Here is a 20644-nt window from a genome sequence, read left to right on the forward strand (position 1 = left end):
AAAATGAAGACGCTTTTCAGAACAATGGTACTCGGCAGCCTGCTTGCTCTCTCCGCCAACAGCTACGCGCTCAGCGAATCAGAAGCAGAAGATATGGCTGATTTAACCGCGGTTTTTGTGTTCCTGAAAAACGACTGTGGCTACCAGAACCTGCCCAATACACAGATCCGACGCGCGCTGGTGTTCTTTGCCCAACAGAACCAGTGGGACCTGAGCAACTACGACAGCTACAACATGAAAGCGCTTGGCGAGGATAGCTACCGCGATCTCAGCGGTATTAACATCCCGACGGCGAAAAAATGCAAAGCGCTGGCCCGCGATTCGCTCAGCCTGTTGGCTTACGTCAAATAATGACCGGCGCGGACGGTCACGCTCCGCGCCTTTGCCGTTTCATTTGTCACATTTAAATATTTATATCTATATTTATTATTGTATATAAACAAACATTATTTAATTGCAAACCTATCAATTCGCCAAATAAATTAAACCCCTAATAATGATGAATGACTAAAAAACTAATAAAATATCATTAGCCATATATTGCAAAATAAAAAGCACCCTTCTAGAATCCGGTGAAAATATCCCTACTTCATGGACTGAAATTGTGAATATCTCGCCGACTCTCCGTATTATCCCGCTCGCCGCACTTTTATTAGTGGGCTGTAGCAATACCTCTTCTCGCCAGCAGGTAAAACCGATCACCACGCCGCTCACATCACAGCAGCAGGCTGAGCAGGAGCGAGCGGCCAGCGAACAGGAGCGTATTGAGTCCTGCCGAAAGGCGCTGGATTCACTTAAAGAGGTGAACCCACAGCAGGCAACTAAACTCAGCAATGAGTTCAATGCCCTGGTGCGTTCGGCATCGCAATACAACAATGTGCGCGATAAAGTGGCCGATCCCACCCGACTGGGCATTGACTCCATGTATCAGTTTAAATCCATCAAACTGTGTTCCGATATCCAGAAAACGCTGATCGATACCCTGGTACAGCGTGGTGAAAACAAACTGCCATGAACAAACCCGCCACGCTGACCCCTAAAGCACCACTGCTGATGCTCGTCGCGGCGCTGGCGCTTTCAACCTCATTCTACGCCGGTGCTACGCCGGCTTTTCTCGATTACGCCCAGCAGCAAACTCAGCAAGCTCAAGCGCAAGAAGAGAAAAGCTCTGCGGCCACAGCAAAGCAAGCGTCAGACGCTCGCCAGAACGCGGACAATAAAAAAACGACGGCCAATAACGCACAGTTGCAAAAAAGAATCGCCAGCCAACAGGCAACGATTGCGCAAAAAGATAAAATTATCCAACAATTAAAAAAACAGCTTACCGCCACACCAGCCACGGATACATCCATTGCGAATGAGCAAGCGGCGTTAAATAATAAAATAAAGCAATTACAGCTCGCCTTAACCGCCGCCACGGCGGAAAATGAGACGTTAATTAAAAAGGAAGTCGTTGCCCGGAATAATACTCTGCAACAGAGCCAGGCTGCCGCACTTAAGCAGATCCAACAATTAACGTCGCAGCTTCAGAGCGTCGAAGCGGAAAATAAACGGCTCAGCACCAGCCTCACCACGCTGAATACAGATAAACAAACGCTGACCTCCCGGCTGGCCGCCGCGGAAAAAGCACAGCAGACCGCACTCGGCCAGCTCACCGCCCTCGACACAGACAAGCAGACACTCACCGCCCGGCTGATGGCTGCGGAAAAAGAGAAACAGGCCGCCCTCGACCAGGCCAAAGCCCTTAACGCCGACAAACAGCCGCTGGCCACCCGACTGGCCGTGGTGGAAAAAGAGAAGCTGGCTGCCCTCGAGCAGGTTAAAGCGCTGACCACCGATAAGCAGTCGCTGACTATCCGGCTCGCCGCTGCGGAGAAGGCACAGCAGGCCGCCCTCGACCAGGCCAAAACACTGAACGCTGATAAACAGCCGCTGGCCAGCCGACTGGCCGTGGCGGAAAAAGAGAAGCTGTCCGCCCTCGACCAGGTCAAAGCGCTGACCACCGATAAGCAGTCGCTGACTATCCGGCTCGACGCCGCGGAGAAAACGCAGCAGGCCGCTCTCGACCAGGTCAAGGCGCTAAACGCCGACAAGCAGTCGTTAACCGCCCGGTTGGCCGCCGCGGAAAAAGCGCCAACAACCCGCCCTGATAACGCTGCAGCGCCAAAAAATGAGCCGCCGGAGATGGCGGCGGTTGTTGCAGCCTACCGCCTGCAGGCGGATAAAGACAACGCCCAGCTACGGATGAAAGAAGATGAAATCCAACTGCTGAGAACACAGCTTTCTGTACAGTCCAAAACGCGCAGCGGCGAGAGCGCCGCCGCCAAACTCAGCGCATCGGGAGAACAGCAGGCTTATGCGATCGGCGCCTCGATGGGAGCAGAAGCCCTTAACGTTCTCACCACCCGTCGCACTCAGGGAATTACCGTCGACGCCGGGCTGGTGCTGCGGGGTATCGAAGATGCTTTTAGCGGCCAGCTTCGTCTCGGAGAACAGGAGCGTAACAAGGCGCTGTTTGACGTCTCGCAGCAGGTTTTCCAGAACCTGAATAAAATCGAGCAGAAAAACATCAGTGCCGGTAAGAAATATCAGCAGGCGTTTGCGCGCAAAAAAGATGTGGTCTTCAAAGATGGCGTCTACAGTCGCGTCGATTATCCGGGCAAAGGAACAATAAGCGGTAACGATCTGGTCACCGTAGTAATCAAAGAGATGCTGACGGACGGGACAGTGATCAACGATATGGAAGCGAAAGATCAGGCGCTCACCCAGAAGCTGGATGCCTATCCCCCGGTGTTTCGCGGCCCGCTGCAACGCCTGCAGAACCATGGCTCCTTGACGCTGGTCGTCCCGCCCGAAAAAGCCTATGGCAGTAAAGGATTACCGCCGAAAATCCCGCCAGGCGCCACCATGGTTTATTCCGTGCGGATAGTAGATAGCCAACCCGCACCGGCGAAATAACCCTCCCCCCACCGCTCTCCCCGGGCGGTGGCGGTTATTCCTGCCGCATTGCTGCAATAACCGCCGTGCATCCTCATCTATAGTTGTCTATGATGTTGCACTCGTTTTACGGGTGTAACAGATGTTAACGAAGGAGGAGCCTCACCGTGGCCGATAATCCACTGTGGCATGAAACGCTGCATGACCATTTTGGTCAGTACTTTAGCGTTGATAACGTGCTGTACCACGAAAAAACCGATCATCAGGATTTGATCATCTTCGACAACCGCGCCTTTGGCCGGGTGATGGCGCTGGATGGCGTCGTGCAAACCACCGAACGCGATGAGTTTATTTATCACGAAATGATGACCCACGTGCCGCTGCTGGCCCACGGCAACGCGAAGCATGTCCTGATCATCGGCGGCGGCGACGGCGCGATGCTGCGCGAAGTCTCTCGTCACCGTAGCATCGAAACCATCACCATGGTGGAAATCGATGCCGGGGTGGTCTCATTCTGCCGTCAGTACCTGCCCAACCATAGCGCCGGGGCCTACGACGATCCGCGCTTCACGCTGGTGATTGATGATGGCGTCAATTTTGTTAACCAGACGACGCAAACGTTTGACGTGATCATTTCGGACTGTACCGACCCTATCGGTCCGGGCGAAAGCCTGTTCACCTCGGCTTTTTATGAAGGCTGCAAACGCTGCCTGAACCCGGGGGGCGTGTTCGTTGCCCAAAACGGCGTTTGTTTCCTGCAGCAGGACGAAGCGGTCGGTAGCCATCGCAAACTGAGCCACTATTTTCGCGACGTCAGCTTCTACCAGGCGGCCATCCCAACCTATTACGGCGGGATCATGACTTTTGCCTGGGCGAGCGACAACGAGGCGTTGCGCCATCTCTCCAGCGAAATCATTCAGGCGCGCTTTCACAAAGCCAACCTGACCTGCCGTTACTACAATCCGGCAATCCATACGGCGGCCTTCGCCTTACCACAATATCTGCATGATGCTTTGTCCGCACCGTGACGCGAAGTAAGGGGGTGAACTAAATTGAAAAAATTGAAGCTGCATGGCTTTAACAACCTGACCAAAAGCCTGAGTTTTTGTATCTACGATATCTGTTACGCCAAAACGGCAGAGGAGCGTGACGGCTACATCGCTTATATCGACGAACTCTATAATGCCAATCGCCTGACGGAGATCCTGACAGAAACCTGTTCTATTATTGGCGCCAATATCCTGAATATCGCCCGCCAGGATTATGAACCCCAGGGCGCCAGCGTGACCATTCTGGTCAGCGAAGAGCCTGTCGATCCCAAGCTTATCGACCAGACCGAACATCCAGGTCCGTTACCGGAAACCGTGGTCGCCCATCTCGATAAGAGCCATATCTGCGTGCATACCTACCCGGAGAGCCATCCGGAAGGTGGACTGTGCACCTTCCGCGCCGATATCGAAGTCTCTACCTGCGGGGTCATTTCTCCGCTTAAAGCGCTGAACTATCTGATCCACCAGCTGGAATCGGACATTGTGACCATTGACTACCGCGTGCGCGGCTTTACCCGCGATATCAATGGGATGAAGCATTTTATCGATCATGAAATCAATTCGATTCAGAACTTTATGTCCGATGACATTAAGTCGTTGTATGACATGGTCGATGTGAACGTTTATCAGGAAAATATCTTCCATACCAAAATGTTGCTCAAGGAGTTCGACCTTAAGCACTACATGTTCCATACCCGACCGGAAGAATTGACCGCCGAAGAGCGCAAGGTCATTACCGACCTGCTGTGGAAAGAGATGCGCGAGATTTACTACGGCCGCAATATTCCTGCCGTGTAATATTGGAAATGCCCGGCGGCGCTTGCGCTTGCCGGGCCTGGGATTCTGCGCCGCCTGGTCGCCCGGGTAAGGCACCAGCCGCTACCCGGGGATTTCCCCTGCTCACGCTACGCTTAGCAGGGCTACGCTCTTGCGCCACCCGACATAAAAGGCGTCATTAACGCTGCTGCATAAATTCACGATAAGCGGCAACGACCTGCAGGAAATCCTCCACGCCGCAGAGAGAGAGACTTTCTTCGTCGTAGTAGCTCATCCCCTCCTCGATTTCGTCGCCGGAAAACTCCAGCTGATTGGCGCGGATCATCACCTCTTCGCCATCCAGCCACAGCGTATATTCATGGCCAGCCCGCTGCCAGGAACGTTCACTGCCCTTCACGGTGCGTGCAGCCTGCTCTACTTCATCAAGCAGGGCAAGATTGTCTTTCACCTCTTCGTTGAACCAGTGGCCGATCGCCTCGTGATCCATCGACATTCGCACCTTTACCACTCCGGTAATATCGCGCAGAAATTCGTAGTCCATAGTCTTTTCCTCTGCAAGGGCAATGCGTCACCGCTGCACTGTACCCATGCAGTAATTATCGCAGCAGACAGAAAGAAAAAAAGCGTAACGGGCAGGAGGTTTGGAAATAAAAATGCCCGGTGATGCAATGTTCACCGGGCATTGGGGAGTTTATCGCCAAACGGTCAGCCGGGCTGACCGAATGGTTTTACACCGCGGTCTGGAAGATCACGCCGTCAGCTTTTTCAGTGTACTGATCCAGCTGGTTGAAGTTCAGATAACGGTAGGTATCTTCCGCTGTCTTATCCACCTGCGCCACGAAGGTCTGGTACTCTTCCGGCGTCGGCAATTTGCCGAGCAGAGAAGCCACCGCTGCCAGCTCGGCAGAGGCCAGATAGACGTTAGCGCCGGTACCTAAACGGTTCGGGAAGTTACGGGTGGAGGTGGAGACCACCGTCGCACCGTCGGCCACGCGAGCCTGGTTACCCATACACAGGGAACAGCCAGGGATTTCGATACGCGCCCCGCTCTTACCAAACACGCTGTAGTAGCCTTCTTCGGTCAGCTGCGCGGCGTCCATACGGGTTGGCGGCGCCACCCACAGGCGAGTCGGCAGCTGGCCTTTGTGGCTGTCCAGCAGCTTACCGGCGGCACGGAAGTGGCCGATGTTGGTCATGCAGGAACCGATGAACACTTCGTCGATCTTCTCGCCCTGCACGTCAGACAGCAGACGGGCATCGTCCGGATCGTTCGGCGCGCACAGGATTGGCTCTTTGATATCCGCCAGATCGATGTCGATCACTGCCGCGTATTCCGCGTCAGCGTCGGCTTCCAGCAGCTGCGGATCCGCCAGCCATTTTTCCATGCCCTGGATACGGCGTTCCAGCGTACGGCGGTCGCCGTAGCCTTCGGCGATCATCCACTTCAGCAGGACGATGTTGGAGTTCAGGTACTCAACGATCGGCTCTTTGTTCAGCTTGATGGTACAGCCGGCAGCAGAACGCTCAGCAGACGCATCGGTCAGTTCAAATGCCTGCTCGACTTTCAGATCCGGCAGACCTTCGATCTCGAGGATGCGACCAGAGAAGATGTTTTTCTTACCTTTCTTCTCAACGGTCAGCAGGCCCTGCTTGATGGCATACAGTGGGATGGCATGAACCAGGTCGCGCAGGGTGATACCCGGCTGCATTTTCCCTTTGAAGCGCACCAGCACCGATTCCGGCATATCCAACGGCATCACGCCGGTCGCAGCGGCGAAGGCCACCAGACCAGAGCCCGCCGGGAAGGAGATACCGATTGGGAAACGGGTATGGGAGTCGCCGCCGGTACCCACGGTATCCGGCAGCAGCATGCGGTTCAGCCAGGAGTGGATAACGCCATCGCCCGGACGTAGAGAAACACCGCCGCGGTTCATGATGAAGTCCGGCAGGGTATGGTGCGTGGTCACGTCAACCGGCTTCGGATAGGCTGCGGTGTGGCAGAAGGACTGCATCACCAGGTCAGCGGAGAAGCCCAGGCACGCCAGGTCTTTCAGTTCATCACGGGTCATTGGACCGGTGGTGTCCTGAGAACCGACGGAGGTCATTTTCGGCTCGCAGTAGGCGCCCGGACGGATACCGGCAACGCCGCAGGCGCGGCCAACCATTTTCTGCGCCAGAGAGAAGCCGCGGGTGCTTTCCGCCACGTCTTTCGCCTGACGGAAGACGTCGCTGTGCGGCAGCCCCAGCGCTTCGCGCGCTTTGGTGGTCAAGCCGCGGCCGATGATCAGCGGAATACGGCCACCGGCGCGCACTTCGTCGATCAGCACATCGGTTTTCAGCTCGAAGCTGGCCAGCAGTTCGTTGGTTTCGTGATTACGCACTTCGCCTTTGAACGGGTAAACGTCAATCACGTCGCCCATGTTCAGGTTTGACACATCAACTTCGATAGGCAGCGCACCTGCATCTTCCATGGTGTTGAAGAAGATTGGCGCGATTTTGCCGCCCAGGCACAGACCGCCGCCGCGCTTGTTCGGCACGTTCGGAATATCGTCGCCCATAAACCACAGCACCGAGTTGGTCGCGGATTTACGCGAGGAACCCGTACCGACCACGTCGCCGACGTAGGCCAGCGGATAGCCTTTCTGCTGCAGGGCTTCGATTTGTTTAATCGGGCCGACGACGCCCGGCTGGTCCGGATCAATTCCTTCGCGGGCGTTTTTCAGCATCGCCAGCGCATGCAGTGGGATATCCGGGCGCGACCAGGCATCCGGCGCCGGAGACAGGTCATCGGTATTGGTTTCGCCGGTGACCTTGAAGACGGTAACGGTGATTTTCTCTGCCAGCTGCGGGCGGTTCAGGAACCACTCAGCGTCAGCCCAGGATTGCATGACCCGTTTAGCATGCTCGTTACCTGCTTTTGCTTTCTCTTCTACGTCGTAGAAGTTATCGAACATCAGCAGAGTATGAGACAGCGCTTTCGCGGCAATCGGCGCCAGTTTCGCGTCGTCCAGCGCATCGATCAGCGGATGAATGTTGTAACCGCCCTGCATGGTGCCCAGCAGTTCAACGGCTTTTTCAGGGGTTACCAGAGGGGAGGTCGCTTCGCCTTTGGCGATCGCGGCAAGGAATCCAGCTTTAACATAGGCGGCTTCGTCGACGCCCGGCGGTACACGGTTAATCAGCAGGTCTAACAGGAATTCTTCTTCGCCCGCAGGCGGGTTTTTCAGCAGTTCTACCAGCGCGGCCATTTGGCTTGCATCTAAGGGTTTGGCAACAATCCCCATGGCGGCACGCTCAGCTACGTGCTTACGGTATTCTTCTAGCACGACGGTTCTCCTCGCTTCTCATTGTCATAATGCGGCCTACACGTCTTCAATCAATCTGCTTCGGTATTGGCAGTTTGCCGCCTTGACGCATCTTGAAGGATTTAGTGGCTGGGCGATTTTCTTCACGCTCCTGTGAGACAGCAGTTTGTAGGGTAAATGCCCGATACCGCGTCGGCAGCATAGCAGGATTTTTGAAAGGTGTTAATCTGTTTACAAAAAAGCAACATTAAAATTTAGCTGAATCGTTAAGGGCAGGATATTGCAGGCTTTCTGTTCAAATACCGCGACAAAAATTCCTTTCCGCGTACAACTCCCCGGGCCGATCCCAACAATAATCAATAAAAAGCCATACCGCTTACTTATACTCAGCAAACGCGCCGTTTTCGCCGATACTTTAGCGAGATGGGTTACTTTTTGGGTCAGGAGCTTCCATGTCACTGCCGTTCAAACCCCATATCTTCGCCCTGCTCTGTAGCGCTGGCTTACTCGCGGCGGCGGGAACACTCTATGTGCAAAGCCGTACTCCAGAGAAGGTCACTGAGGCGGCGGCGCAGCCTGCACCGGCACCAACGCCAACCTCACCTCCTGCCGCAGCGCAGCCGGTGACCACCACCTACACCCAGGCGCAAATTGATCAGTGGGTCGCGCCCATCGCGCTCTACCCGGACAGTCTGCTGTCGCAGGTGTTGATGGCCTCCACTTATCCCGACAACGTCATGCAGGCGGTACAGTGGTCCCAGGATAACCCCGCGATGAAAGGGGATGCGGCGGTTCAGGCGGTTGCCAGTCAGCCGTGGGATCCCAGCGTCAAATCCCTTGTCGCTTTCCCTGCCCTGCTGGCGATGATGGGCGAAAATCCGCCCTGGGTGGAGAACCTCGGCAATGCGTTTTTGGCCCAGCCGCATGATGTGATGGACTCGGTGCAGCGCCTGCGTACTATTGCCCAGCAGACCGGGACACTGAAATCCACGCCACAGCAGAAAGTGATTGTCACCCCTGCCGCACCGGTTTCCGCCAGCAGCACGGCAGCAACGTCCACCACCCACTCGGCGGCGCCTGCGCCCACGCAGGTTATTAAAATAGAACCGACCAATCCGCAGGTGGTCTATGTTCCCAGCTATAACCCCTCTACCGTCTATGGTACCTGGCCAAACAGCGCCTATCCGCCGGTCTACCTGCCGCCGCCTCCCGGGGAGCAGTTTACCGATAGCTTCGTCAAAGGCTTCGGTTACAGCCTGGGCGTGGCCACTACCTGGGCGCTGTTTAGCAGTATCGACTGGGATGATGATGACCACCACCATCACGATGACGACTATCACCACGGCGATTACTCGCATAATGGCGATAACATCAATATTAATATAAATAATTTCAATCATATAACGGGAGAAAACCTGCCGGGCAACCACGTTAACTGGCAGCATAATCCTGCCTATCGCGGTCACACACCGTATCCCGATAATACGGTTGCTCAACGCTTCCATCAGACCAACGTTGCTGGCGGGCTGAGCACTACCCAACATGCGCCAGTCGATCGCGAAGCGCAGCGCCAGGCAGCGATGACCCAGCTGCAGCATAACGTACCGGCGGCGACAGCGGGCAACCTGGCGGCAAACAACGCCTCACGCGATGCCCAGCGTCAGGCAGCTTCGGCGCAATTGAAACAAGCCACCCAGCGCAGCAACTATCGCGGTTACGACAGCACACCAACCTCGACCCAGCAGCAGCGTCGCGAGGCGGCGAAAACGCAGTTGAAAAATCCCACGCCGCAACAACAGCAGCGTCGGGAAACCGTTAAGAGCCGCGAGCAGAACCTGACACCTCAGCAGCAACAGCATCGGCAGCAGATCCAGTCCGCCACGCCCGCGCAGCGTCAGCAGCAGGTTAGTCATTTACGCGCCAGCGCTCTTAGCGGCAACGAAAGCCGCGCCCCCTCCTGGCAAGCGCAGCAGGAACGGGGACTGCAAAGTCGGCAGTTTTCCGCTGTAAACCGCGAGGAGCGTGGCGGCGCCAGAGAACGTCTTTCCGAACACCATGAACTGCGCCGCCGCTGAGGATGAGCAGAATGAGAAACCTATTACCTATTGCCCTGTTCACATTGATACTGTCACCGTTAGCCGCCTTCGCCCAGCAGCAGTTTTCTACCCCGGAACAGGCCGCGAGCGCGCTGGCTGAGGCGCTCAGCCAGCAAAATGAAGCGGCGCTGAGCAAGGTGCTCGGCGATAACTGGCAGCAATTTTTACCTACCGATGGGATCGACCCCAGCGCCGTCGACCGTTTTCAGCGCGACTGGCAGGTAAAACATGTCATCGTGCAGCAGGGTGATAACGCCTGGCTCGACGTCGGCAGCGAGGCATGGCGGTTGCCGGTGCCTATCGTAAAAACGTCTCAGGGCTGGCGCTTTGATATGGCCGCAGGCGAAGAGGAGATCCTCACCCGCGCCATCGGTCGCAATGAACTGTCAGCGATAGCCGCCATGCACGCTTACATTGACGCCCAGCAGGATTACTACCAGCTTAATCACCGCTGGGCGCAGAAAATCATCAGCAGTGAAGGCAAAAAAGATGGGTTGTACTGGCCGACGTCGCCGGGTGAGACGCCCAGCCCGCTGGGGCCGGCATTCAGCCCGACGGAGCCCGGCGCCGGTTATCATGGCTATCGTTTCCGCATTATCGCAGGCCGCGATGACCAGGATGCGGCCTTGCTTGCCTGGCCTGTGGAATGGGGTGAAACCGGAGTGATGAGCTTTATGATCGATCTGCACGATACCGTTTATCAGGCTAATCTCGGCGAAGAGAGCGCCGCAAAAGCGCAGGCCATCACGCGCTTTGCCCCCGATGCTGACGCCGGCTGGCAGGTTGTCAAACCATAAAAAAACGCCAGGTTGCCCTCAAGCAACCTGGCGTTTCTATTCGCTTAGCCCTGATGGGGCATCAGAGACGGATCGCCAGCAAAAGTCGGCTTTGTGCTGGATAATGCCGCTTCATCAGCGCTGATGCTTCCGGAGTTCGCCGCCCATACCCCCTCATTCGTCTTCGTCACCTGCTGATGCTGGGCATTCAGATCCTGCCCCATCGCCGCGATATGGGTCGTTTCCGTGCCACCGCTGTTGTCCGCCCAGGGGATGGTGGCGTCAGCCGCGCAGGCCACACCGGATAGGCACGTTGCAGCGACCAGCGCTGCGGTTAAAAAGCGTTTCATCTCACACCTCAACTATATCGTTAACTGCCTATAAGTTTATGGCGTGATTATTTTCAAAGTATGTATGAGGTGTAGCGGTTTATGAACGGAGACATAGTTCTAAACATCAGGCATAAAAAAAGCGGCTCCGGGAGCCGCTTATGCTTTTAGCCTGAAAGAAAAAGTTACTTTTTCTTCGCTTTGGCGTTTGGCAGATCGGTGATGCTGCCTTCGAAGACTTCTGCCGCCAGGCCAACAGACTCGTGCAGAGTCGGGTGAGCATGGATGGTCAGCGCGATGTCTTCAGCGTCGCAGCCCATTTCGATAGCCAGGCCGATCTCACCCAGCAGCTCGCCGCCGTTGGTGCCGACAATCGCGCCGCCGATAACACGGTGGGTCTCTTTGTCGAAGATCAGTTTGGTCATACCGTCTGCGCAGTCGGAAGCGATAGCACGGCCGGAAGCAGCCCACGGGAAGGTGGCGGTTTCGTAGCTGATGCCTTTCTCTTTCGCTTCTTTCTCAGTCAGACCAACCCATGCCACTTCTGGCTCAGTGTAGGCGATGGACGGGATCACTTTCGGATCGAAGTAGTGTTTCAGGCCGGAGATAACTTCTGCGGCAACGTGACCTTCGTGTACGCCTTTGTGCGCCAGCATCGGCTGACCGACGATATCGCCGATAGCAAAGATGTGCGGCACGTTGGTGCGCATTTGTTTGTCAACGCGGATGAAGCCACGATCGTCCACTTCCACGCCCGCTTTACCTGCGTCGAGGTTTTTGCCGTTCGGTACGCGACCGATAGCGACCAGCACGGCGTCGTAACGCTGCGCTTCAGCCGGCGCTTTTTTGCCTTCCATGGAAACGTAAATACCGTCTTCTTTCGCTTCAACGGCAGTCACTTTGGTTTCCAGCATCAGGTTGAATTTCTTGCTGATGCGTTTAGTGAAGACTTTCACCACGTCTTTATCGGCAGCCGGGATAACCTGGTCGAACATTTCAACCACGTCAATCTCTGAACCCAGCGCATGGTATACGGTACCCATTTCCAGACCGATGATACCGCCACCCATGACCAGCATACGTTTCGGTACGGATTTCAGTTCCAGGGCGTCGGTGGAGTCCCATACGCGCGGATCTTCATGCGGGATAAACGGCAGCTGAATCGGACGGGAGCCCGCCGCGATGATGGCGTTGTCGAAGTTGATCACGGTTTTACCGTTTTCGCCTTCCACTTCCAGGGTGTTGGCGCCGGTAAATTTACCCAGACCGTTAACCACTTTCACTTTACGGCCTTTAGCCATGCCAGCCAGGCCGCCGGTCAGCTGAGTGATAACTTTTTCTTTCCAGGTGCGGATCTTGTCAATGTCGGTTTTCGGTTCGCCGAAAACGATGCCGTGTTCGGCCAGCGCTTTCGCTTCTTCGATAACTTTTGCCACGTGCAGCAGCGCTTTAGACGGGATACAACCCACGTTCAGGCAAACGCCACCGAGGGTGCTGTAACGTTCTACGATGACGGTTTCCAGACCTAAATCAGCGCAACGGAAGGCTGCAGAGTAACCTGCGGGGCCTGCCCCAAGTACCACGACCTGAGTTTTGATTTCAGTACTCATCATGACCTCTGTAATTTATATCCGGCGGGTCTGACGCTATTATTCTTACGCCCAAGTCCACCGGGACGTTCTATCCGCGTGTATTTTACAAAATTGTTAACAATTTTTAAACAACAAACGGCAAACGATTTTGTCCTTTGTTGCTGATAATCCCCAACAGCCTGAGGTTATCAGAAAAAAGCCGGCCGTCAGGCCGGCTTTTTCGATTACATCACCAGACGGCGAATGTCGCTCAAGGTGTTGTTAATGATGGTAATGAAGCGGGCACCATCAGCACCGTCGATGACGCGGTGGTCGAAGGACAGAGAGATCGGCATCATCAGACGCGGAACGAACTCTTTACCATTCCATACCGGCTCCATCGCGGACTTAGACACGCCCAGGATGGCCACTTCCGGCGCGTTAACAATCGGCGCGAAGTGGGTAGTGCCCAGGCCGCCGATGCTGGAGATGGTGAAGCAACCGCCCTGCATTTCGCCAGCCGTCAGCTTGCCATCGCGCGCTTTCTTCGAGATGGTGGTCAGTTCACGAGACAGCTCGGTGATGCTCTTCTTATTCACGTCTTTGAAGACCGGAACCACCAGACCGTTCGGGGTATCAACCGCCACACCGATGTTGATGTATTTCTTCAGCGTCAGGCGCTGACCATCTTCGGACAGCGAGCTGTTGAAGCGCGGCATCTGCTCAAGCGCAGCGGCAACGGCTTTCATGATGAAGACCACTGGGGTGAATTTCACGTCCAGTTTACGCTTCTCAGCTTCGGCGTTCTGCTGCTTACGGAACGCTTCCAGATCGGTGATATCGGTTTTGTCGAAGTGGGTAACGTGCGGGATCATCACCCAGTTACGGCTCAGGTTAGCCCCAGAGATTTTCTGGATACGACCCAGTTCCACTTCTTCGATTTCACCAAACTTGCTGAAGTCAACCTTCGGCCATGGCAGCATGCCCGGGATACCGCCGCCAGCGGCAGCCGCCGGTGCGGATTCAGCGCGTTTAACCGCGTCTTTCACATAAGCCTGAACGTCTTCGCGCAGGATACGACCTTTACGGCCGGTGCCTTTCACTTTTGCCAGGTTAACGCCGAACTCGCGCGCCAGGCGGCGAATCAGCGGCGTCGCGTGAACGTAAGCATCGTTTTCAGCGAATTCAGTTTTGCCTTCTGCTTTCGCAGCCGGTGCAGCGGCAGGATTAGCGGCCTGAGCCGGTGCAGCAGCCGGTGCCGGAGCAGCAGCCTGAGCCGGCGCGGCGGCAGGCGCAGCGCCTTCCACTTCGAAGACCATGATCAGGGAACCGGTTTTGACTTTATCGCCGGTGCTGATTTTGATCTCTTTGACGGTACCTGCGAATGGCGCCGGCACTTCCATAGACGCTTTGTCGCCTTCGACGGTGATCAGGGACTGCTCAGCAGCCACTTTATCGCCGACTTTGACCATCACTTCGGTGACTTCAACTTCGTCGCCGCCGATGTCCGGTACGTTAACGTCTTTCGCACCGCCAGCCGCAGCTGGAGCAGCCGCCGCCGGAGCAGCAGCCTGAGCAGGTGCGGCGGCAGGCGCAGCGCCCGCCACTTCGAAGATCATGATCAGGGAGCCGGTGGACACTTTGTCACCGGTGTTGATTTTGATCTCTTTCACGGTACCCGCGAACGGCGCCGGCACTTCCATAGAGGCTTTATCGCCTTCTACGGTGATCAGGGATTGCTCAGCGGCGATGGTGTCGCCCACTTTAACCATGATCTCGGTAACTTCAACTTCATCGCCGCCGATATCCGGGACGTGAACTTCTTTCGCTGCCGCGGCAGCTGCTGGCGCAGCCGGAGCGGCTTCTTTCTTCTCTTCCTGCGCAGGTGCAGCGGCTGCTGCACCCTCGGCGGAATCGAAAATCATAATCAGTTTGCCAGTCTCGGTTTTGTCGCCGACGGAGACTTTAATCTCTTTCACGACGCCAGCCTGCGGAGACGGGACTTCCATAGAGGCTTTATCGCCTTCTACGGTGATCAGCGACTGTTCAGCTTCTACTTTGTCGCCCACTTTGACCAGGATCTCGGTGATTTCAACTTCATCAGCCCCGATGTCCGGTACTTTGATTTCGATAGCCATTATTCTTTTACCTCTTACGCCAGACGCGGGTTAACTTTTTCTGCATCGATGTCGAATTTCGCGATAGCGTCAGCCACCACTTTCTTATCGATTTCACCACGTTTAGCCAGTTCGCCCAGCGCTGCAACGACCACATAGGAAGCATCGACTTCGAAGTGGTGACGCAGGTTTTCACGGCTGTCGGAACGACCGAAGCCATCGGTACCCAGTACGCGGTAATCATCAGCCGGTACATAAGTACGAACCTGCTCAGCGAACAGTTTCATATAGTCAGTGGATGCCACGGCCGGAGCGTCGTTCATTACCTGAGCGATATACGGCACGCGCGGGGTTTCCAGCGGGTGCAGCATGTTCCAGCGTTCGCAATCCTGGCCATCACGCGCCAGTTCGGTGAAGGAGGTGACGCTATACACGTCAGAGCCCACGCCGTAGTCTTTCGCCAGGATCTGCGCTGCTTCACGAACGTGACGCAGGATAGAACCGGAGCCCAGCAGCTGAACTTTACCTTTGCTACCTTCAATGGTTTCGAGTTTGTAGATACCTTTACGGATACCTTCCTCGGCGCCTTCCGGCATGGCCGGCATGTGGTAGTTTTCGTTCAGCGTAGTGATGTAGTAGTAAACGTTCTCTTGTTTCTCACCGTACATACGCTCCAGGCCATCATGCATGATGACCGCCACTTCGTATGCATAGGACGGATCGTAAGAGATACAGTTCGGGATAGTCAGCGACTGAATATGGCTGTGGCCATCTTCGTGCTGCAGACCTTCGCCGTTCAGCGTTGTACGACCGGAAGTACCACCGATCAGGAAGCCGCGAGCCTGCTGGTCGCCTGCCTGCCAGCACAGGTCGCCGATACGCTGGAACCCGAACATCGAGTAGTAGATGTAGAACGGGATCATCGGCAGGTTGTTGGTGCTGTAAGAAGTCGCCGCAGCCAGCCAGGATGCGCCTGCGCCCAGCTCGTTGATCCCTTCCTGCAGGATCTGGCCTTTCTCGTCTTCTTTGTAGTAAGCAACCTGCTCACGGTCCTGCGGGGTGTACTGCTGGCCGTTCGGGCTGTAAATACCGATCTGACGGAACAGACCTTCCATACCGAAAGTACGCGCTTCGTCGGCGATAATCGGCACGAGGCGGTCTTTGATGGATTTGTTCTTCAGCATCACGTTCAGGGCACGAACAAATGCGATAGTGGTAGAGATCTCTTTATTCTGCTCTTCCAGCAGCGGAGCGAAATCTTCCAGCGTCGGCAGCTCCAGCTTCTCAGAGAAGTTCGGCTGACGGCTCGGCAGATAGCCGTGCAGTTTCTGGCGCTGAGCGTGCAGATAGGTGTGCTCTTCGGAACCTTCCGGGAAGGTGACGTACGGCAGTTTTTCGAGATCGGCATCGGCAACCGGCACGTTGAAACGATCGCGGACGTAACGAACGCCGTCCATGTTCATTTTCTTAACCTGGTGGGCGATGTTCTTACCTTCAGCGGTGTCACCCATGCCGTAACCTTTAATGGTATGGGCGAGGATTACGGTCGCTTTGCCTTTGGTTTCCTGCGCTTTTTTCAGTGCAGCGTAAACTTTCTTCGGATCGTGGCCGCCGCGGTTCAGGGCCCAAATCTGCTCGTCAGTCCAGTCGGCAACCAGCGCCGCGGTCTCCGGATATTTACCGAAGAAGTGCTCGCGCACATATGCGCCGTCTTTGGATTTGAAGGTCTGGTAATCGCCGTCAACGGTTTCTTCCATCAGCTGGATCAGCTTACCGCTGGTGTCTTTACGCAGCAGCTCATCCCAACGACCGCCCCAGATAACCTTGATAACGTTCCAGCCTGCACCCGCGAAGATGCCTTCCAGTTCGTTGATGATTTTGCCGTTACCCGTTACCGGGCCATCAAGACGCTGCAGGTTACAGTTGATAACGAAGACCAGGTTGTCCAGCTTCTCGCGGGTGGCGATGGTGATCGCACCTTTAGATTCCGGCTCGTCCATCTCACCGTCGCCCAGGAAAGCATAAACGGTTTGTTTGGAGGTGTCTTTCAGACCACGGTGTTCCAGATATTTCAGGAATTTAGCCTGATAAATTGCCCCGATTGGGCCCAGACCCATAGAAACGGTCGGGAACTGCCAGAATTCCGGCATCAGTTTCGGGTGCGGATAAGAGGACAGACCTTTACCGTGAACTTCCTGACGGAAATTGTTCATCTGCTCTTCAGTCAGACGACCTTCCAGGAAAGCACGCGCATACACGCCCGGAGAGATGTGGCCCTGGAAGTACACCAGATCGCCGCCATCCTGCTCGTTGCGTGCGCGGAAGAAGTGGTTGAAGCACACTTCGTAGAAGGTTGCGGAAGACTGGAAGGAAGCCATGTGGCCACCCAGTTCGAGATCTTTTTTCGATGCGCGCAGAACGGTCATGATCGCGTTCCAGCGGATCGCAGAACGGATACGACGTTCCAGATCCAGATTACCCGGGTATTCCGGTTCATCTTCAACGGCAATAGTGTTGACGTAACCGCCGGTCGATGCGCCAGCAGCCACTTTCACCCCGCCTTTGCGGGCTTCAGAAAGGAGTTGGTCAATAAGATACTGAGCACGCTCAACACCTTCTTCACGGATGACCGATTCGATCGCCTGTAGCCAGTCGCGAGTTTCGATCGGATCCACGTCATTTGGTAAACGTTCTGACATGGGGGGTATTCCTTATCTATCTAATCGTTGATTAATCTGGAACCTGTCCCATTGAACTCTTCGTTCTTCACCTTTGAACAACCAAAAATTCAATAAGACAGGTTCTGCGTTTAGTTGCCGCGCTCTAAAAATGGCGCTTAAGAACCGGAGTTCTCGTCCTTTCGTTGCTGTAAACGACGCAGTGAGCGCTCTCTACGACTCTGCTCACGGCTACGGTCCAGCAAAATTTCCTCAATGAACGCCAGGTGACGGTGCGACGCCTCACGCGCCTGCTCCGGCTCCCCGGCCATTATCGCCTCGAAAATGCGAGTACGATGGTTGCTGACCAACGGGAGCATTTCCCGGCGGGCATACAGCAATTCAAAGTTCTGACGAACGTTTTGTGCCAGCATCGGCTCCATACACCTTAGCAGATGGAGCAAAACCACATTGTGTGCCGCCTCGGTGACGGCGATTTGATACTGGACGACGGCGCCGGACTCAGCGTCCAGATCGCCCGACTGCTGCGCCCGTTCAATGGCCTGATGCAGCTCGCGGATACGATCGCGATCTTCATCATTGCTGCGCAGCGCCGCGTAATAAGCCGCGATGCCTTCCAGCGCGTGACGGGTCTCAAGCAGATCGAATTGGGATTCAGGGTGATCGGACAGCAGCTCGACCAGCGGATCGCTGAAGCTCTGCCACAGGCGGCTCTGAACAAACGTTCCACCTCCCTGACGACGAAGCAACAAGCCCTTGGCTTCGAGGCGTTGAATCGCCTCACGCAGCGAGGGGCGGGAAACGTCGAACTGCTTAGCCAGTTCGCGTTCGGGCGGAAGTTTTTCACCGGGGCGCAAGGTCCCCTCAAGGATCAGAAACTCCAGCTGCTGCTCTATCACATCGGATAATTTTGGTTGGCGGATTTTGCTGTAGGCCATATTCCCTGTCTCTGCCATTAGCCCGGAGTCAATTGGTCTTACCAATTTAAAGTTCGTAGCGCTAAAGTAACAAAGTATTCACCTTCTGTCCATACAGGTTTTGATTGAAATCAGTAAACCGCGGACATTTTAACAACCTTACAGAAATAACATTTCAGAAATGTAACCTTGCACAAATGTTACGTTTACTCACAAAGGGGTAGCGTTAACTTTATGGAAACGAAAAATTACGCTATCTGAACCGATTCAACTGCGCCATAGATGAATAAAAAATCAAATTAACAGAATAAATAACCACTCATGGGTAATGCGATGGAATAATACTGAATGTGTCTATTGATGTCTTTTTAGACACATCGTCATCATCCCTTCATAAAGCAGGTGCATTCGGTCGCGCTTAACACTATTCTCCCTCAGACGAAAGGCCTTTTTTTGAATTACCACACCGCCTTCCGTAAACAAAACAATACAGAAACGGAAGTCGCTAAATACACAAACACAACAATATGTGCGCGCCATCACTCAGGTAAAAAGTGGGCCACTTCGCCCAAATTTTCGCTGGCTATGCTTTCTGGCAGGGACAGCAGAGCAGCAGCAACCTGACGGATGACGTACACAAAAAATAACCACACACGAGGTTTCATATGGAAGGTCAACAGCACGGCGATCGGCTGAAGCGCGGCCTGAAAAACCGCCACATTCAGCTTATCGCGCTGGGCGGGGCTATCGGCACCGGCCTGTTTCTGGGAAGCGCGTCCGTCATTCAGTCCGCCGGCCCGGGTATCATTCTTGGTTACGCTATCGCCGGCTTTATCGCCTTTCTGATCATGCGTCAGTTGGGTGAGATGGTGGTGGAAGAGCCGGTAGCAGGTTCGTTTAGCCACTTCGCATATAAATACTGGGGCGGCTTTGCCGGCTTCGCTTCCGGCTGGAACTACTGGGTGCTGTATGTCCTGGTGGCCATGGCGGAACTCACCGCCGTCGGCAAATATATCCAGTTCTGGTGGCCGGAAATCCCGACCTGGGCCTCGGCGGCGGTCTTCTTCATCGCTATCAACGCCATTAACCTGACCAACGTGAAAGTGTTCGGGGAAATGGAGTTCTGGTTCGCGATTATCAAAGTGGTCGCCGTGGTGGCGATGATTCTGTTCGGCGGCTGGCTGCTGTTCAGCGGCAACGGCGGCCCGCAGGCGACGGTACGTAACCTGTGGGATCAGGGTGGCTTCCTGCCGCACGGCTTTACCGGACTGGTAATGATGATGGCGATCATCATGTTCTCCTTCGGCGGTCTGGAGCTGGTGGGGATCACCGCGGCGGAAGCGGATAATCCGGAGCAAAGCATTCCGAAAGCCACCAACCAGGTTATCTACCGTATCCTGATCTTCTATGTTGGCTCGCTGGCGGTGCTGCTCTCCCTGCTGCCGTGGACCCGCGTGACCGCGGACACCAGCCCATTCGTCCTGATTTTCCATGAGCTTGGCGATACGCTGGTGGCAAATGCCCTTAACGTCGTGGTGCTGACGGCGGCTCTGTCGGTTTATAACAGCTGCGTCTACTGCAACAGCCGTATGCTGTTCGGCCTTGCCCAGCAGGGTAACGCGCCGAAAGCGCTGCTCAGCGTCGACAAACGCGGCGTGCCGGTGAATACCATCCTCGTCTCGGCCCTGGTGACCGCGCTGTGCGTACTGATAAACTACCTGGCGCCGGAATCCGCCTTCGGCCTGTTGATGGCGCTGGTGGTCTCGGCCCTGGTTATCAACTGGGCGATGATCAGCCTGGCGCATATGAAATTCCGTCGCGCCAAACAGCAGCAGGGGGTCACCACTCGCTTCCCTGCCCTCTTCTACCCGCTGGGTAACTGGGTGTGCCTGCTGTTTATGGCGGCAGTGCTGGTGATTATGCTGATGACCCCGGGGATGGCGATTTCCGTTTGGCTGATCCCGGTATGGATTGCGGTGCTGGGCGTGGGCTATCTGTTTAAACAGAAAGCCGCCGCCACCATAAAAGCACAATAATACATCTCATAAATATTTCTCTTTGCTCTGCGCCCCTCCCTGAATAACGGGCGCAG

The 20644-nt window shown here is 55.2% G+C and carries 15 protein-coding genes; 8 read left to right on the plus strand and 7 right to left on the minus strand.

The window, feature by feature from the left end; translation table 11 throughout:
- Positions 1–3: 3 nt before the first annotated feature.
- The 5 genes from SP68_RS21310 (at position 4) to speD (ending at position 4784) form a co-directional block, all read left to right on the plus strand.
- Complete coding sequence (locus SP68_RS21310; RefSeq protein ID WP_002888808.1) at positions 4–351, plus strand: YacC family pilotin-like protein; 348 nt, start codon at positions 4–6, stop codon at positions 349–351.
- 253 nt (positions 352–604) lie between these two features.
- Positions 605–1015, plus strand: coding sequence for a hypothetical protein (locus SP68_RS21315; protein WP_008807403.1), 411 nt, complete (start codon positions 605–607; stop codon positions 1013–1015).
- A 680-nt stretch (positions 1016–1695) separates the two neighbouring features.
- Positions 1696–2958, plus strand: a complete 1263-nt coding sequence (locus SP68_RS28610) for an FKBP-type peptidyl-prolyl cis-trans isomerase N-terminal domain-containing protein (RefSeq protein WP_162500009.1) — start codon at positions 1696–1698, stop codon at positions 2956–2958.
- Positions 2959–3104: 146 nt separating this feature from the next.
- Positions 3105–3965 (plus strand): polyamine aminopropyltransferase, encoded by an 861-nt coding sequence (gene speE, locus SP68_RS21325; protein WP_008807405.1) that lies wholly within the window; start codon positions 3105–3107, stop codon positions 3963–3965.
- A 24-nt stretch (positions 3966–3989) separates the two neighbouring features.
- Positions 3990–4784 (plus strand): adenosylmethionine decarboxylase, encoded by a 795-nt coding sequence (speD, locus tag SP68_RS21330; protein ID WP_008807406.1) that lies wholly within the window; start codon positions 3990–3992, stop codon positions 4782–4784.
- A 157-nt stretch (positions 4785–4941) separates the two neighbouring features.
- On the opposite strand, the gene yacL is transcribed toward speD, so the two are convergent.
- Together yacL and acnB are read right to left on the minus strand one after the other, a co-directional pair.
- Positions 4942–5304 carry a protein YacL gene (gene yacL / locus SP68_RS21335; RefSeq protein ID WP_004204373.1) on the minus strand — a complete coding sequence of 121 codons (363 nt, stop codon included), beginning with the start codon at positions 5302–5304 and terminating at the stop codon, positions 4942–4944.
- A gap of 187 nt (positions 5305–5491) precedes the next feature.
- The gene (gene acnB, locus SP68_RS21340; RefSeq protein WP_071891597.1) at positions 5492–8089 is read right to left on the minus strand and encodes a bifunctional aconitate hydratase 2/2-methylisocitrate dehydratase; all 2598 of its coding nucleotides are present in this window, start codon (positions 8087–8089) and stop codon (positions 5492–5494) included.
- A gap of 431 nt (positions 8090–8520) precedes the next feature.
- On the opposite strand from acnB, the gene SP68_RS21345 reads away from it, so the two are divergent.
- Positions 8521–10143, plus strand: a complete 1623-nt coding sequence (locus tag SP68_RS21345; protein WP_040972953.1) for a DUF3300 domain-containing protein — start codon at positions 8521–8523, stop codon at positions 10141–10143.
- An 11-nt stretch (positions 10144–10154) separates the two neighbouring features.
- Positions 10155–10961 carry a DUF2950 family protein gene (locus tag SP68_RS21350; RefSeq protein WP_032701154.1) on the plus strand — a complete coding sequence of 269 codons (807 nt, stop codon included), beginning with the start codon at positions 10155–10157 and terminating at the stop codon, positions 10959–10961.
- 44 nt (positions 10962–11005) lie between these two features.
- Here the strand turns inward: SP68_RS21350 and SP68_RS21355 are convergent, their stop codons facing one another.
- From SP68_RS21355 to pdhR, 5 genes are all read right to left on the minus strand, one after another.
- Positions 11006–11290, minus strand: coding sequence for a hypothetical protein (locus SP68_RS21355; protein ID WP_008807410.1), 285 nt, complete (start codon positions 11288–11290; stop codon positions 11006–11008).
- 164 nt (positions 11291–11454) lie between these two features.
- Positions 11455–12879, minus strand: a complete 1425-nt coding sequence (lpdA, locus tag SP68_RS21360) for a dihydrolipoyl dehydrogenase (protein WP_002888731.1) — start codon at positions 12877–12879, stop codon at positions 11455–11457.
- Between the two features lie 206 nt (positions 12880–13085).
- A complete protein-coding gene (aceF, locus tag SP68_RS21365) occupies positions 13086–14978 on the minus strand; it encodes a pyruvate dehydrogenase complex dihydrolipoyllysine-residue acetyltransferase (protein WP_040972949.1) in 1893 nt (630 codons plus the stop codon).
- A gap of 14 nt (positions 14979–14992) precedes the next feature.
- Positions 14993–17656 (minus strand): pyruvate dehydrogenase (acetyl-transferring), homodimeric type, encoded by a 2664-nt coding sequence (gene aceE, locus SP68_RS21370; RefSeq protein WP_008807412.1) that lies wholly within the window; start codon positions 17654–17656, stop codon positions 14993–14995.
- Positions 17657–17793: 137 nt separating this feature from the next.
- Positions 17794–18573, minus strand: a complete 780-nt coding sequence (pdhR, locus tag SP68_RS21375; protein ID WP_002888699.1) for a pyruvate dehydrogenase complex transcriptional repressor PdhR — start codon at positions 18571–18573, stop codon at positions 17794–17796.
- Positions 18574–19217: 644 nt separating this feature from the next.
- Between pdhR and aroP the strand changes: the two genes are divergently transcribed.
- The gene (gene aroP, locus SP68_RS21380) at positions 19218–20588 is read left to right on the plus strand and encodes an aromatic amino acid transporter AroP (RefSeq protein WP_008807413.1); all 1371 of its coding nucleotides are present in this window, start codon (positions 19218–19220) and stop codon (positions 20586–20588) included.
- Positions 20589–20644: the final 56 nt, after the last annotated feature.

It is taken from the genome of Klebsiella variicola (assembly GCF_000828055.2).
Classification (GTDB): Bacteria; Pseudomonadota; Gammaproteobacteria; order Enterobacterales; family Enterobacteriaceae; genus Klebsiella; species Klebsiella variicola.